Source organism: Enterobacter sp. MGH 37, from assembly GCF_000534515.1.
GTDB classification, from domain to species: Bacteria; Pseudomonadota; Gammaproteobacteria; order Enterobacterales; family Enterobacteriaceae; genus Enterobacter; species Enterobacter kobei.
This window is the reverse complement of sequence record NZ_KI973205.1, coordinates 51698-67696: the sequence shown is the minus strand read 5'-3', so window position 1 is coordinate 67696 and position 15999 is coordinate 51698. Positions and strand designations below refer to the sequence as shown.

General features: G+C 56.6%; 14 protein-coding genes. 4 read left to right on the top strand and 10 right to left on the bottom strand.

The window, feature by feature from the left end:
• The first annotated feature begins 55 nt into the window (after positions 1-55).
• Both L383_RS23275 and L383_RS23280 read left to right on the top strand, forming a co-directional pair.
• Positions 56-595: a SadB/YajI family lipoprotein gene (locus L383_RS23275; RefSeq protein ID WP_014882756.1), complete on the top strand. Its 540-nt coding sequence runs from the start codon at positions 56-58 to the stop codon at positions 593-595.
• A 270-nt stretch (positions 596-865) separates the two neighbouring features.
• The gene (locus L383_RS23280; protein WP_014882755.1) at positions 866-1750 is read left to right on the top strand and encodes a nucleoside-specific channel-forming protein Tsx; all 885 of its coding nucleotides are present in this window, start codon (positions 866-868) and stop codon (positions 1748-1750) included.
• A gap of 144 nt (positions 1751-1894) precedes the next feature.
• On the opposite strand, the gene L383_RS23285 is transcribed toward L383_RS23280, so the two are convergent.
• The 7 genes from L383_RS23285 to queA form a co-directional block, all read right to left on the bottom strand.
• Positions 1895-2575 (bottom strand): helix-turn-helix transcriptional regulator, encoded by a 681-nt coding sequence (locus L383_RS23285; protein WP_014882754.1) that lies wholly within the window; start codon positions 2573-2575, stop codon positions 1895-1897.
• Between the two features lie 14 nt (positions 2576-2589).
• On the bottom strand, positions 2590-2955 hold the full coding sequence (locus L383_RS23290) for a VOC family protein (RefSeq protein WP_014882753.1): 366 nt from the start codon (positions 2953-2955) through the stop codon (positions 2590-2592).
• A gap of 142 nt (positions 2956-3097) precedes the next feature.
• Positions 3098-4069: a protein translocase subunit SecF gene (gene secF, locus L383_RS23295; RefSeq protein ID WP_014882752.1), complete on the bottom strand. Its 972-nt coding sequence runs from the start codon at positions 4067-4069 to the stop codon at positions 3098-3100.
• A gap of 10 nt (positions 4070-4079) precedes the next feature.
• Positions 4080-5927, bottom strand: a complete 1848-nt coding sequence (gene secD, locus L383_RS23300) for a protein translocase subunit SecD (protein ID WP_071852618.1) — start codon at positions 5925-5927, stop codon at positions 4080-4082.
• Between the two features lie 27 nt (positions 5928-5954).
• Complete coding sequence (yajC, locus tag L383_RS23305) at positions 5955-6287, bottom strand: preprotein translocase subunit YajC (RefSeq protein WP_000007630.1); 333 nt, start codon at positions 6285-6287, stop codon at positions 5955-5957.
• A gap of 22 nt (positions 6288-6309) precedes the next feature.
• Positions 6310-7437 (bottom strand): tRNA guanosine(34) transglycosylase Tgt, encoded by a 1128-nt coding sequence (gene tgt / locus L383_RS23310; RefSeq protein WP_003859110.1) that lies wholly within the window; start codon positions 7435-7437, stop codon positions 6310-6312.
• A gap of 53 nt (positions 7438-7490) precedes the next feature.
• A complete protein-coding gene (gene queA, locus L383_RS23315; protein WP_014882750.1) occupies positions 7491-8561 on the bottom strand; it encodes a tRNA preQ1(34) S-adenosylmethionine ribosyltransferase-isomerase QueA in 1071 nt (356 codons plus the stop codon).
• Between the two features lie 92 nt (positions 8562-8653).
• Between queA and acpH the strand changes: the two genes are divergently transcribed.
• Positions 8654-9235, top strand: a complete 582-nt coding sequence (gene acpH, locus L383_RS23320; RefSeq protein ID WP_023332224.1) for an ACP phosphodiesterase — start codon at positions 8654-8656, stop codon at positions 9233-9235.
• Positions 9236-9361: 126 nt separating this feature from the next.
• On the top strand, positions 9362-9964 hold the full coding sequence (locus L383_RS23325) for a peroxiredoxin (RefSeq protein WP_008503347.1): 603 nt from the start codon (positions 9362-9364) through the stop codon (positions 9962-9964).
• A 43-nt stretch (positions 9965-10007) separates the two neighbouring features.
• On the opposite strand, the gene L383_RS23330 is transcribed toward L383_RS23325, so the two are convergent.
• The 3 genes from L383_RS23330 to malZ form a co-directional block, all read right to left on the bottom strand.
• On the bottom strand, positions 10008-11393 hold the full coding sequence (locus L383_RS23330) for a DUF3999 family protein (protein WP_023332223.1): 1386 nt from the start codon (positions 11391-11393) through the stop codon (positions 10008-10010).
• Positions 11390-14011, bottom strand: coding sequence for a DUF2339 domain-containing protein (locus tag L383_RS23335; protein ID WP_023332222.1), 2622 nt, complete (start codon positions 14009-14011; stop codon positions 11390-11392). The genes L383_RS23330 and L383_RS23335 overlap by 4 nt, the downstream gene beginning before the upstream one ends.
• Before the next feature lie 89 nt (positions 14012-14100).
• Entirely contained in the window at positions 14101-15918 is a 1818-nt protein-coding gene (gene malZ, locus L383_RS23340) for a maltodextrin glucosidase (RefSeq protein WP_023332221.1), read from the bottom strand.
• Positions 15919-15999: the final 81 nt, after the last annotated feature.

Sequence of the window (15999 nt, the reverse complement as noted above, 5' to 3'; positions counted from 1 at the left end):
CGGCACGTTGCTGGCTACCATAAGGGTGATCCGTTATTTCAAGGAAATAAACGCTATGACAAGACGTTACCTGAGAATTTTACTGGTGGGGAGCCTTTTCACTCTCAGTGCCTGTGCACAGCAAACCGAAGTCCGTCAGATGAAACAGAGTGTGAATACACTTAATACGGCGATGGACAAACTGAACAAAGAAACGGTGAAGATCACCCAGCAAAACGCGCTGAACGCCAAATCCAGCAGCGGGGTATACCTGCTGCCTGGCGCGAACACACCTGCGCGGCTGAATAGCCAGATTGGCACGCTGAAAATGTCGCTGGTCAATGTGGCAGCGAATGCAGATGGTACGCGCGCAACATTGCGCATTCAGGGAGAATCCAACGATCCGCTGCCCGCTTTTAGCGGCACCGTTGAGTGGGGACAGATCCAGGGCACGACGGAGAATTACCAGGAAGTGAACGTGAAGAACCAGCTCTTCACCGCCCCGGCCAGCGTTTTAGCGCCCAGTGATGTGGATATTCCGCTGCAGTTAAGCGGCCTTACGCCAGAACAGTTAGGCTTTATCCGCATTCACGACATCCAACCTGCCGCGCAGTAAACCCTTCCTTCTGAGCGGAGTGAAATGTCACTCCGCTAACATTTACATTTCGTATGGATTGGCAACATAAATGATTGCCGCTACAATCCCGGCCGTTTAAAGTACGCAAACGTGAACGCAATCGATTACGTGTGTGAGAGATATGTGAAACAACACATATTTTTGTGAGCAAGGATTCCTATAATAGGCTCCGCAGAAACACGAAATATTTAGAAACGCAATTCGCGCATTTTTCACTCCCGGAAGGGAATTTCAATCAGTGGCATGATTATGAAAAAAACATTACTCGCAGCTGGCGCCGTGCTGGCACTGTCCTCCTCTTTCACTGTTAACGCAGCGGAAAACGACAAACCACAATATCTCTCCGACTGGTGGCACCAGAGCGTTAACGTGGTTGGTAGCTATCACACCCGTTTCGGACCACAGATCCGCAACGATACCTACCTGGAATACGAAGCATTCGCCAAGAAAGACTGGTTTGATTTCTACGGCTACATGGATGCTCCGGTCTTCTTCGGCGGTAACACCGATGCAAAAGGTATCTGGAACCACGGTTCTCCGCTGTTTATGGAAATCGAACCACGCTTCTCTATCGACAAGCTGACCGGTACCGATCTGAGCTTTGGTCCGTTCAAAGAGTGGTACTTCGCAAACAACTACATCTACGATATGGGCCGCAACAAGTCCGGTCGTCAGAGCACCTGGTACATGGGTCTGGGTACGGACATCGATACTGGCCTGCCAATGAGCCTGTCCCTGAACGTATATGCTAAGTACCAGTGGCAGAACTACGGTGCGGCAAACGAAAACGAGTGGGACGGCTACCGTTTCAAAGTGAAATACTTTGTGCCAATCACTCAGCTGTGGGGCGGCAACCTGAGCTATATCGGCTTCACCAACTTTGACTGGGGCTCAGACCTGGGCGATAACGACTTCCGCGATCTGAACGGTAAGAAAGCACGTACCAATGATTCTATCGCGTCCAGCCACATCCTGGCGCTGAACTACGATCACTGGCACTATTCCGTGGTTGCGCGTTACTGGCACAACGGTGGTCAGTGGAACGACGATGCCAGCCTGAACTTCGGCAACGGCGATTTCAGCGTGCGTTCTACCGGTTGGGGTGGTTACCTGGTCGTGGGTTACAACTTCTAACCCGTGCGGGACTGTGCGGGCTGATGCCCTCACCCTGCCCCTCTCCCACAGGGAGAGGGAACAAATACTAAAAACGGCAACATACGTTGCCGTTTTGCTTTTACCTCGCCGCCGGGCAAAAAAGCCAGCCCAAGAGCTGGCTTTTTATTGCTTAACCTTGCGCAAAAAATCCGCCAGAGACCTGTCCGCACTTTCGCTAAACCGTCTCTCCGTCTGCACGATATTGAGACATCTGTCGAGCCGGAAACAGCGATAGTCATCGCGCCGTTCACACCACGCCGCCAGCAGCCAACGCTCTCCCCAGAAGAACAAGCCCAGCGGCTGAACCTCACGCTTTGAAAGCTGCCCGGCTTCATCACGGTAATGCAACGCCAGCACGTGCTGGGCGGAAATTGCCTGATGAATCATGTCAAAATCGCTGCGGGAGTGGCTTTGCATGCAGAAATCCGGGGCATAAATCCGCGTCTGCTCCGCCTTTCGACGACTCTCCTCAGGCAGGATCGCCAGCACTTTCTCCTGGGCCGACTCCAGCTCGCGCGACAGCGATTCTCCTCCCCAGGTCTTGAGCAGGCGAATTGCGACGATCAGCGCCTCAGACTCCTTATTTGTCAGCATCAGAGGCGGCAGATCAAAACCCGACATCAGCCGGTATCCGCTTCCCGCTTCGCCTTCCACCGGCACGCCGGAGAGCGACAGATCGCGGATATCGCGGTAGACCGTGCGCTCGGAGACGCCAAGCCTGTCCGCCAGATGCGCTGCCGTCGTCAGACGCCTGCCCCGCAGGATCTGCACAATCTGAAACAAACGGTCAGCGCGTCGGGTCATATCGTATTACGCTCTCAGGCAGGTTGATGGAGGCCGACGCGGTTACCTTCGCTGTCGATAAACAAAGCAATGGTGCCAATACCATCCGGCAGTTCCAGCGGGCCAAACACGCACTCGCCGCCCGCGGAGGCAATGCGATCGAGCGTAGCCGTCAGGTTATCCGTATGCAGATAGATAATAGCGCCCTGCTGCGACGGCGAAACGCCCTCAAATTTTGCCAGCGCGCCGCCGGTGGCCGGATCGTCATGCGGGAATACCGCGAGCTCTGCCATGTCCATTTTCTCACGTCTCAGCTGGACCTGCATGACTGGCTCATAAAATTTGATGGCGCGATCCATATCTACCACGGGAATTTCAAACCAGTTAATCACACTTTTCATACATCCTCCTGACTGTTGTTTGGGTTCGAAAAGAGTCTACGACAGGGCTCCTGACAGCATACTGTCAGGAGTGTTTGTCAGGAGCAGATAAAAAAAATCCCGGTCAACCGACCGGGATTTCGATAACACGCTATTCGACGCCTTACGGCAGAATGGACGGCTGATCCGCCCCTTCTTTCTCAACCTTCTGCTGGAGCAGGTGCTCGCGCTTCATGCCGAGTTTCAGTGCCAGTGCGGATGCGACGTAGATAGACGACGCCGTACCGATGGAGACACCAATCAGCATGGTCAGCGAGAAGCCTTCCAGTACCGGGCCACCGAACAGGAACAGCATCAGGATCACCATCAAAGTGGTACCGGAGGTGATCAGGGTACGGTGCAGCGTCTGGGTCAACGACACGTTAAAGATTTCGTACGGCGTACCGCGACGGATCTTACGGAAGTTTTCACGGATACGGTCAGATACCACGATACTGTCGTTCAGTGAGTAACCGATAACGGACATCAGGGATGCCACGATGGTCAGGTCAACCTCAATGTGGAACAGCGACAGAACCCCCATGGTGATCACCACGTCGTGCGCCAGGGCGATAACCACCCCGGCCGCCAGTCGCCACTCGAAGCGGAAACCGACGTACACCAGGATGGAGATCAGCGCCACCAGCAGCGCCATTGCACCAGTCTGCGCCAGGTCCGCACCCACGCTCGGGCCGACAAACTCAATACGCTTGACCGCCGCGTTCTGGCTGGTTGTTTCGTTAATCACGTTAACAACCTTACTGCCCAGCTCCTGGCTGCCGTTAGCATCGTGTACCGGCGGCATACGCACCATGATGTCACGGCTGCTGCCGAAGTTCTGCAGCAGCGGCTCTTCAAAGCCGGCTTTCTGCAGAGACAGACGCATCTGGTCCATATCGACCGGTTTTTCCAGGGAGATCTCGATAACCGTACCACCGGTGAAATCCAGACCCCAGTTAAAGCCTTTCACGCCCATAACGACGATGGACAAAATCAGCAGTAAACCTGAAATGCCGAAGGCCCAGTAGTCCCAGCGCATAAAGTCCCAGACTTTACGGCCATGGTTCAATTGTTCAACAGTATATTCCTGTGCCACAACGCACTCCTCAGATAGACAGCTTTTTGACGCGCTTGCCGCCGTACAGCAGGTTCACGATGGCACGGGTGCCGACAATAGCGGTAAACATTGACGTTGCGACACCGATACCGGTAGTAATCGCAAAGCCTTTGATCGCGCCAGTACCCACTGCATACAGGATAAGAACCTTAATCAGTGTTGTTACGTTCGCATCGAAAATAGAGCTGAACGCGCCTTTATAACCTTCGTCAATCGCCTGCTGAACAGAGCGACCGTTGCTCAACTCTTCTTTGATACGTTCGTTAATCAGTACGTTGGCGTCGACCGCCACCGCAAGGGTCAGAACGATACCCGCAATCCCCGGCATGGTCAGCGTCGCCCCTGGCAGCAGGGACATAATGCCGATGATCAGCACCAGGTTGGCGACCAGCGCACTGGTCGCAATCAGACCAAACTTCTTATAGAAGAAGATCATGAAGAGGATAGAGACCACCAGACCGGCCAGACACGCTTCCAGACCCTGTTGGATATTCTGCATACCCAGCGTTGGACCAATGGTACGTTCTTCGACAATCTGAATTGGCGCAATCAGCGCACCGGCACGCAGCAGCAGAGAGAGCTGACGCGCTTCGTTCGGGTTGCTAATACCGGTAATACGGAAGCTGTTACCCAGACGAGACTGGATATTGGCGATGTTAATCACCTCTTCCTCTTTCACCAGCACAGCACGACCGTTGGCATCTTTCTTACCGCTGTCTTTGTACTCCACGAACAGGGTGGCCATCGGTTTACCGATGTTGTCCTTGGTGAAGTTAGACATGATGTTACCACCCGCGCTATCCAGCGAGATGTTAACCTGCGGCTGGTTGTATTCGTCCTGGCTGGAAGTGGAGTCGGTAATATGGTCACCGGTCAGAATGACGCGTTTGTACAGCACAACAGGCTGACCTTCGCGGGTCTGCTTCACTTCGGAGTCACCCGGAATACGGCCTGCTGCGGCAGCGGACTGATCGACGTTAGCGTTAACCAGACGGAATTCCAGCGTTGCGGTCGCACCCAGAATCTCTTTCGCACGCGCAGTGTCCTGGATACCCGGCAGTTCAACCACGATACGGTCAGCACCCTGACGCTGTACCAGCGGCTCAGCCACGCCCAGTTGGTTTACACGGTTACGCAGAATGTTGATGTTCTGCTGAACGGCATATTCACGCGCTTCTTTCAGACGTGCATCGGTCATCACCGCGCGCAGCTGGTTGCTGCCCTGAGAGGTGATCACCAGGTCACGGTGACGCTGGGTCAGGTAATCTACAGCCTGATCGCGCGCCGCGCTGTCGCGGAACGTGATGCTCATGCCGTAGTTATCTTCTTTACGCACGGTAGTGTACGGGATGCCTTTGTCGCGCAGATCGCTGCGCAGGCTGTCGATATTCTGTTCCTGCAGCTTGCCGAGCGCGGTATCCATATCCACTTCCATCAGGAAGTGAACGCCACCACGCAGGTCAAGACCCAGTTTCATTGGCTCTGCATTCATTGCAGCCAGCCAGCGCGGGGTTGCAGGAGCAAGGTTAAGCGCCACGACATATTTGTCACCCAGCACGCCCATCAGCGCTTCGCGAGCGCGGAGCTGCGTGTCGGTGGTGTCGAAGCGAGCAAGAATTGCACCCTCTTCCAGAGCCACAGACTTAGCGGTAATTTTTTCTTCTTGTAACGTTTTCTGGACCTGGATCAGCGTTTGCTCACTGGCGGCGACACCGCGCGCGCCAGTGATTTGAACGGCCGGATCCTCACCATACAGGTTGGGAAGCGCGTACAGCAGGCCGACGAGAATCACGACGACCAGCATGATGTACTTCCACAAAGGATAACGGTTTAACACGGCAGTTCCCTTTGGGAAAAGTTGGGATTACAGCGCCTTCATGGTGCCTTTCGGCAGAACGGCAGCTACGAAGTCACGTTTGATAACCACTTCAGTGGTGTCGTTCAGGGCGATTGCAATGTAGCCACTTTCAGCCACTTTGGTTACGCGACCGACCAGACCACCGTTGGTCAGCACTTCATCGCCTTTCGCGATGGAGTCCATCAGCTTTTTGTGCTCTTTGGTACGCTTCTGCTGTGGGCGGAGGATCATGAAGTAGAAGATCAGACCGAACACAACCAGCATCAGGATCAGAGACATCGGGCTGCCCTGCGCCGGAGCACCTGTTGCCGCTACCGCATCAGAAATAAAAAAGCTCATTCAAATTCCCTCATTATTAAAATTAATCAACGTTCAACGGTGGAACATCCCGCCCCTGACGTTGGTAGAAATCGGTCACGAAGCTCTCTAATTTACCCTCTTCGATAGCCTTACGTAAACCAGCCATTAAGCGCTGATAATAACGAAGATTATGAATGGTATTGAGACGCGCGCCCAAAATCTCGTTGCAACGATCGAGATGATGCAGATACGCGCGGGAATAATTGCGACAGGTATAGCAATCGCACTCGGAATCGAGCGGGCTGGTGTCACTCTTATGCTTCGCGTTACGGATTTTCACCACGCCGTCAGTCACGAACAGATGACCGTTACGTGCGTTACGGGTTGGCATGACGCAGTCGAACATATCGATGCCGCGACGTACGCCTTCCACCAGATCTTCTGGTTTACCCACACCCATCAGGTATCGTGGTTTATCCGCCGGGATTTGCGGGCAGACATGCTCCAGAATGCGGTGCATATCTTCCTTCGGCTCACCCACAGCCAAACCGCCGACAGCGTAGCCATCAAAACCTATCTCTACCAGACCTTTAACGGAGATATCGCGTAAATCTTCGTAAACGCTGCCCTGGATAATGCCGAACAGCGCATTTTTGTTCTGCAGGGAGTCAAAACGGTCGCGGCTACGCTTCGCCCAACGCAGAGACATCTCCATAGAGCGTTTCGCGTAGTCCCAGTCAGCCGGGTATGGCGTACATTCGTCGAAGATCATCACGATGTCAGAACCGAGATCGTACTGAATCTCCATCGACTTTTCTGGATCGAGGAAAATCGGATCGCCGTTGATCGGGTTACGGAAGTGAACGCCCTGCTCGGTGATCTTGCGGATATCCCCCAGGCTGAAGACCTGGAAACCGCCGGAATCGGTCAGGATTGGGCCTTTCCACTGCATGAAGTCGTGCAGGTCACCGTGCAGCTTCATGATCTCCTGACCCGGGCGCAGCCACAGGTGGAAGGTGTTACCGAGGATAATCTGTGCGCCAGTGGCTTCAACTTCTTCCGGCGTCATCCCTTTTACGGTGCCGTACGTACCCACAGGCATAAATGCGGGGGTTTCCACCACGCCGCGATCAAACACCAGACGACCGCGACGCGCGCGGCCATCGGTGGTATCGAGTTCAAATTTCATTTTTTCTCCGACGTCAGAAAAACAGTCCAACGTTGTCATACGGTGCCGCGGACTTATTCCCCGACACGCTCATTCAAAGCCTGCGGATTGTACGTGATAAACATCGCGTCCCCGTAGCTAAAAAAGCGATATTTTTGTTCTACCGCAGACTTGTAAGCATTCATCGTATGCTGATAACCCGCAAACGCGGAAACCAGCATAATCAGCGTCGATTCAGGCAGATGGAAGTTGGTCACCAGCGCATCAATGACTTTGTACTGGTAGCCCGGGTAGATAAAGATCTGCGTATCGCCAAAGAACGGCTCGATGAGACCCGTTTTCGCGGCCTGTGCAGCGCTCTCCAGCGAACGGACTGAAGTCGTGCCTACCGCAACCACGCGGTTTCCGCGCGCTTTCGCCGCCAGCACCGCGTCCACCACCTCCTGAGGCACTTCGGCATACTCAGAGTGCATGATGTGGTCTTCAATGCTGTCTACGCGCACCGGCTGGAACGTACCCGCGCCGACGTGCAGCGTCACGAACGCCATCTCAACGCCCTTCGCGCGCAGTTTTTCCAGCAGCGGTTCATCAAAGTGCAGGCCCGCCGTCGGCGCCGCGACCGCGCCAGGTTTCTGGCTGTAGACGGTCTGGTACAGCTCGCGATCGGCCTCTTCGTCCGGGCGTTCAATATACGGCGGCAGCGGCATATGGCCAATGGCGTTAAGGATATCGAGGACCGTGCGCTCGTCCTGGAATTCCACCTCAAACAGCGCGTCGTGACGCGCGGTCATGGTCGCTTTAATGCTCTCGTCATCGCCCAGCAGCAGTTCTGCGCCCGGCTTCGGCGCTTTAGAGGCGCGAATATGTGCCAGAATACGTTTATCATCGAGCATACGTTCGACCAGCACTTCAATCTTGCCGCCGCTGGCCTTACGGCCAAACAGACGCGCCGGGATCACGCGGGTGTTGTTAAAGACCAGCAGATCGCCAGGGTTGAGCTTGTCGAGCAAATCGGTGAAAGTACCGTGCGTCAGCTCGCCCGTTGGCCCATCCAGCGACAGTAAGCGACAGCTGCTACGCTCAGGCATGGGATAGTGAGCAATCAGGGATTCAGGTAGTTCAAAGGAGAAATCGGCGACGCGCATGACGTATACTCGTGACTTAAAAACAGGCGGCATAGTCTAGTGCTCACACCCTTTTGCTGCAACAATTAGCCGCCCCCGGACAAATAAAACGCATGAATTTTCTCGCTCACCTGCATCTCGCTCACCTCGCTGACAGCTCCCTTTCCGGCAATCTGCTGGCCGATTTCGTGCGCGGCACCCCTGCAGAAGACTATTCCCCTGAGGTTGTCGACGGCATCTTTATGCACCGCCGCATTGATGTCATCACCGATAACCTGCCCGAGGTCACGGAAGCCAAAGCGTGGTTCCGCCCTGAGACGCGCCGCGTTGCGCCGATCACGCTGGATGTGATGTGGGACCATTTCCTGTCTCGCCACTGGGAACAGCTCTCCCCGTCGCTACCGTTGCCAGAGTTTGTGCGCTACGCCCATGCACAGGTGTCGGTCATTTTGCCCGACTCACCGCCGCGCTTTGTTAATCTGAACAACTATTTGTGGTCAGAACGCTGGCTGGAGCGCTATTGTGAGATGGATTTTATCCAGAACGTCCTGAATGGCATGGCCAGCCGCCGGCCGCGTCTGGATGCGCTGCGTGACTCCTGGTATGACCTGGATGCACACTATGACGCGCTGGAGACGCAATTCTGGCAGTTCTATCCGCGCATGATGGCGCAAGCGAAAAACAAACAGCTGTGACAGATTTACATTGATAGGTAAAAGCTGGCGGAACGATTGTCACCACCTCTTTGTCTTATCCATGAACACTCTCTATACTGGCTCGCGTTGCGTTCCAAATAACCTTAGTATCTACAGGAGAATCATATGGTTCTGGTAACTCGTCCGGCTCCGGATTTTACAGCTGCAGCAGTTCTGGGCAACGGTGAAATCGTTGAAAACTTCAACTTCAAACAGCACACCAACGGTAAAGCGACCGTTCTGTTCTTCTGGCCAATGGACTTCACCTTCGTTTGCCCGTCTGAGCTGATCGCCTTCGACAAACGTTATGAAGAATTCCAGAAGCGTGGCGTGGAAGTGGTTGGCGTCTCCTTCGACTCTGAATTTGTACACAACGCATGGCGTAACACCCCTGTCGACAAAGGCGGCATCGGTGCGGTGAAATACGCAATGGTTGCGGACATCAAACGCGAAATCCAGCAGGCTTACGGTATCGAACATCCGGACGCTGGCGTTGCACTGCGCGGTTCTTTCCTGATCGACGCAAACGGCATCGTTCGTCACCAGGTAGTGAACGATCTGCCGCTGGGTCGTAACATCGACGAAATGCTGCGCATGGTTGACGCGCTGCAGTTCCACGAAGAGCACGGCGAAGTGTGCCCGGCTCAGTGGGAAAAAGGTAAAGAAGGTATGGCTGCTTCCCCAGACGGCGTAGCAAAATACCTGTCTGAGAACGTATCCAGCCTGTAATCGGCACGGTTTACGAAGAAGGCCCGCACATGCGGGCCTTTTTTTATGCTTTACGCTGCGTCTCTCGCCAGATGCGCCAGGCCATGAGCGCCAGCAGGATCACGCCCACAATCAGCACGCTCCACACCAGCAGCGCGTTCATCCGGCTCTCCCGCTCGCCCGCAGAAGTGGCGGTTAAACGCGCCTCACCACCTAACGCGACATCATCCACAATATCGGCCTGCGGCAGATTCGCCATATCATAGGTTTTGCGCAGGTCGGCGGGGATCAGCATGCCAGGTTCCAGGTTTGCTGGTTTTGCCGCCCCGTTTCCCCAGGCGAGCACGTACGGTGCTTTCCCCTGCGCGTTAAACACCAGATCAACGCGGTCGCGATGCCCTATGACGTTCGGAAGGTATTCAGGCAGACGCGCATTCAGCGTCGTGATTTTTACCGCCTGGACCCGCTCTCCGTTAAGCGAAACCGGCGCAGACGTTTTGCCCTCCAGGCGGTAAAGAACCTCTTTTTTCAGGGGGTGCCATGTGTCTTTTTCCGTACTTCGCCACGCGATCTCCACGGGCAGAACACCGTCGCCATTCAGCAAGAAGCTGACCGCGCTCAATGGCTGCGGGTGCGCCCAGTGCCACTGCGCTTCGCTTGTCGATAGCTGTTCCCCTTCCCCCTCCAGGTCGATCGCTTCCGGAGCCATCTGCGCAGGGGCGCTAATCGCGTTTACGCCGGTCAAGGTCATGCCCTGGCTCTGCGTATTCAGCACCACCATGAGATAGCGATTCGCATCAGGAGATAAAACCGTATCGGTATCGATCCGATCGAGCTTAATGCGATCCTGGCCACTGACGACGTCCAGCAAGGGCATATCCTCGCGTAGGGTATACCAGCGCTTCAAATCCTCGCTGTAATAGACCGACGCCGTTCCCTGCCACGACGTCTGAGGGGGATTCCAGAGCAGCTGCAGCTGGGATATAGCCATCTCACCCGTCGCCTGCTCTGGCAAGGTCAGCAGATAATGTTGCCCGGCCACGGCAGCTTTCTGCCCTTCGAGCACAATCTCAACGCCATTTCCGGAACGGAGCAGGATCTTATTGCTCTGACCGGCATCTGGCGCCGCGGCAAGCGGTGAGGCGTCCAGAGGAAAAAGACGCAGCGCCGTGGATTGCGCCACCACCTGCGGGCGCGTCGCGGTGACCAGGCTGAAGGGAACCGGCTCACCCGACTGATTAAAGACGCGGACATCGTCCAGATTCGGGGAGGTGCTCTGTTCATAGACGGCGAGCGGCAGCAATACCCGATACCACTGGGAAGGAACCGACGTTTCCAGTGAACGACCAAAGGCATAATCCCGCGGCGATTCCGTTTGTATCTCGTCGCAGAACGCCATGCCCGATAGCGCCAGCAGCGTGGTACAGACTACCGCTTTCATCCATTTCATTTTTCATCTCCAGTTTTAGGCGGTAGTGGCGAGAAATACCCCACGATCAGGACCAGTATCGCCACGCCGATAAACGCCACGGCACGGGACAGGCCGCCTCCGCCTGCGCTGTCCACCAGCATCAGTTTAACCATCACGACCCCCAGCAAGGCGGCCCCGCAGAGCCACTCCTGGCGGGAGGCCCGGCGGGTAGCATGGACCATGACCACCAGCGCGATCAGCATCCAGAACAGGGCAAACGTGGTCTGGATAAGCCGCGAATCCCACAGCGACGCCATATTCCAGGCCACATCCCCATACCAGGCCAGGGCGCGCATCAGCGCCCCGTTAAGCCACCAGAAGCCAAACGCCATGATAGCAACGGCAGGCCACGGGCGAGCCTGAGCAAGCAACGCGGGATAGTAGCGATCCACTGCCCGATAAAAGACCACCAGCCCCAGCAGCGCGAATGCCGCGCCTTCCTCAAGCGGGTTCACCAGCGGCAGCCAGGTTTGCCGGTAAACGACGCCGTCCTGGAAATTGGTCACGACCAGCAGCACCAGCAGCACCACGACGACAGGGATCGGCGCCAGGCAGGTATAGAGCGCAGGCCACTCCCCGAACGGCCACGCGCGGCGACGCACCGCCGCGGAAAGCGCCAGAATCACGCCGCCCCCAGCCGCCATCGCCAGTCCACTGCCCCACGCCGCCATGCCCCACGGTAGCGCGCGAGCAAACCAGTAAAGCTCAGCCGCCAGCGCCAGTAAAATCATCCAGCAAAGCGTCAGGTGCAGCCCCATCGCGACGCGCGGCAGCAGTCTTTCACCGTCACGTCGCAGCAGCATCAGTGCGGCAGGAAGTGCAATGCACCAGGCCAGATTTGACCAGCCAGCGGCAACGATCTGCTGATACGAAAGCTGGTAAACCACCATCACCAGCATCAGTGGCCACAGCAGCCATTTGCTGGCATCCAGCTCCCGCCACGCCAGACGAGCGGCAGCCTGGCGCCAGCCCCAGACCGAGACGGCCGAGAGCGCCAGCACGCCTGCCAGAACAGGTAATTCTTGTTTCAGCACCCGTTGCGAGGCACCCAATAGCGCCACGATCCAGAACAACAGGCCGCCTGCCAACAACGCCCAACTGACCGGCAGAACACTTTTGCGCCATAGCCACGCCGCAGCCAGCCAGCAAAGGCTGAGGATGGCGAAGATAAGGAACAGGCTCAGCGACGTCACGCCGTCCATTTGTGCCCACAGCGCGCTGCCGAGTGCCAGCACCAGCAGCGCCGTCCCGCTATAGCTCATACGACGCTGGTTCTGCTGCATGCCCAGCCAGAGGATACCCAGCCCCTCCAGCGCCCAGGCCATCGCCGTCCAGCGCGCCGAGAGTGCCAGCGGAATGGCGAGCGTAGCGAACCCGCCGCCGATGGCCAGCGCCGCCATGACCAGTGGTCGTCCGATGGACGGATAGCGCCGCAGCGCGAGGAACGCAAGGGTAAGATAAAATGCCCCATATCCGAGCGCGCTCAGCGCCGGGCCATATTCCCAGTGCCGGGTCATGCCGTACTGCATCCCGAAGCCAATCAGCGGCGGAGCAAACAGCAGTACGCCGTCAATAATCTGTTTCCCTTTTTCCTGCGCCCGCAGCGACAGCGCCACGCACAGCACGCCGAATATCAGCGTATTGGCAATCAGGAACAGCTGGCACACCCAATAGTGTTCAGGCTGATAGTCGCTCAGCCCCCAGAGGCCACCCACGCCAAACGTAAAAAGCAGACCGAGCAGATTGAGCTCGCGCCAGTGCTGCCAGATGCTGATGGCGAGAATACCGATGGAAAGCAGGAGATAGAAAGAGAACAGCGCCACAAAGTTGCCGCCTCCGGTAGACAGGAGCAGCGGTGCCAGATACCCGCCGAGGCTCGCCAGCATGGCCAGGCTCAAGGCCTTCTGCAGCACGGCCAGCCCGACGCTCGCGGCGCAAATCGCTACCAGCAGCGCAAAAGCCAGCGTCATCGGCAACATTTGCCAGAGTCGGAAGGCACCAAAGACCGTCAGGTAAAGAATGCCCGTCGCCCCACCCTGTAAGATAAGCGCATAAACCGGCTGCTTATGCCGCAGTCGCCAGCCAATCGCCAGCAGAACGATGGCAAACAGCGCCGTCGCCACCAGGCGCAACTCAAGCGGGAACAGGGAATGTTCGACGGTATAGCGCAGCAGGAAAGAGAGACCGAGGAAAAGCAGCAGGATCCCCAGCTTCGCCAGCGGATTACCCTGCATAAACCAGCGCACCAGCGACGTCAGTATGCCGCCAAAGGCGGATGGCTGTTTTGCCGCAGGGGCAGGAGCGGAAACGGGAGCGGGTTCAGCCCTGGGCACGCGGGCGTCCGGACGCCAGGGGTCGACAGGTGCGGGAGTGTGCTCCACCACTGGCGCGGTCACAACCACCGGCGCGGCGGTCTTCGCCGTCTCCGGCGCTATCTCAGCGGCACCACGCTGCTCAAGCGCTTCAATGCGCTGGCGAAGCCTGGCGATCTCCTGCCGCGCCGCCGTGCTCCGATTAAAGCCAATAACCGCAAGCACGGGCGCAACCACCAGCGCAAAAACCAGTAACAAACAGCCAAGGATGTAGAGCTCGTCCATGTTTCCACCTTCACCGTAAACTATTCGTTAAGATTGACACAAATCGTTGCATTTGCGCCATCTTAAAGGTGGAAACATTTACCGTCGCGTTAGCTGCCGACCCAGATCGTCGCGGATATCGCCGGCAGCGCCAGCACGCCGTCCTGAATCGTCGCCTTGCCCTCTTTATTCTTCCACGTAGCCACCTTCAACAGCGGGGAATCATCCAGCACCACTTCACAAGCCTCGCCCCGGTTGATAGCCACCAGCACGCGCTGCTGGTTATAGACGCGGACAAAGACCACCACGTTATCGTGGGCGTACACCACCTGGCAGCCGCCGTAGCGCAGGGCTAGACTCTGTTTGCGCAGCTTCGCCAGCCGCTGATAGAGGCTGAACAGCACCTTGTCCTGTTTTTCTGGCGCCCACGGGAAGGTTTTGCGACAGAACGGATCGTTGTTGCCGTCCAGTCCCACTTCGTCTCCGTAGTAGATACACGGTACGCCCGGCCAGGTGAAGAGCCAAGTGACCGCCAGCGGCAGACGTGCCACATCCTTGCCGAGCAGGGATTTAAAGCGTGCGGTATCGTGACTATCAAGCTGGTTAAACATCCTCAGCTGCTGCTGATGAGACAGCCCGGCGCGGTAGTTATCCATCCACGCTGCACAGGTTTCGGCGTCAATGTGGTTCGGATCGTAGGAGATATCGGTATTCGCCAGGAATCCCCATAGCGGGAAGGTAAAACCGCGATAGTTCATCGCCGCATCTTCGGCATCGTTTTGCAGCCACTGGCGCGCGTCGCCAAAGTGTTCGCCAAACACGAACGCTTCAGGCCGGGCCGCTTTTGCCGAGCGCGTGATCCCGCCGACGTGCTGCAGGTTATTTCGCGCCCCACCCGCTTCACCCAGCATATGTACGACGTCCAGACGCCAGCCGTCCATATTCCACGGGGCGTTCAGCCAGTGGCGGACGATGCTGTCTTCGCCGCCGTAAATCTCATTAACCAGCGTTGATGACTGGAAATCCAGCTTCGGCAGACTGGGGTAGCCCAGCCAGTCCAGGGCACGCCCCTCCTCATTAAAGCTGTACCAGTCACGCTGCGGCGAGTCCGGGTTATGACATGCTCCGCCCATCGACTGGTTATGACAGTCAAACCAGGCGTGCGAATCTCCGCTGTGGTTAAACACGCCGTCCAGAATCAGGCGCATGCCTTCCTTAAGGGTGTTCTCTCGCAGGCGCAGCAGTGCCTCGTCCCCGCCAAACTGCGCGTCAACGTGGCGATAATCCTGTGTATCGTATTTATGTACGCTCGGGGCTTTAAACACCGGGTTGAGGTAGAGCGCCGTCACGCCCAGTTTTTTCAGGTACGGCAGCTTTTCGCTGATGCCGTCGAGATCGCCGCCGTAAAACGTCGAGCCGCCCGCCTGCGCCGTCACCGGCTCATCCCATTTTTTCAGGATAATGTCGTGGCCCGCCGCGTGGTGGTGATAGACCTTATCCTGGTCGGCAGTGCGTTTTTCGCTACGCGCAAAGCGGTCCGGGAAAATCTGGTAAAAGACCTGATCGTTAACCCACTGCGGTCCGCTATCCGGATAATCAACGGCAAACTGTTCCAGCCGTGCGGGCGGGAACCGGCTAAACCCCTGCGGGGTAAACCACAGCTGACGATGGTTCCACAGCAGCTTGAAGCTATAACGGCGGCGCGGCTGTCCGCTACGCAAATCGATATTCGCCCGCCAGGCGGTGATCCCCGGCTGCGGCTGGCTGCGCAGCTTGTGCATTTTCAGCCCGGTCTCTTCATTATCATTTTCGGCGCGGAGCGTCACGCGTTCTGGCTGATTTTCCCCCGCCAGCCAGAGCGTAATCACAAGGTTGTCTTTGTTTTGCTTAACAAATGGGGCAACCGGAAGGTGCCAGGCATTTAACATCACGAATCCCCTTTGATGAAATTGACGTCACCTTGCCACAGGGTGGTTAAGGATAGCTCACCATGACGTGATTTATTGGGG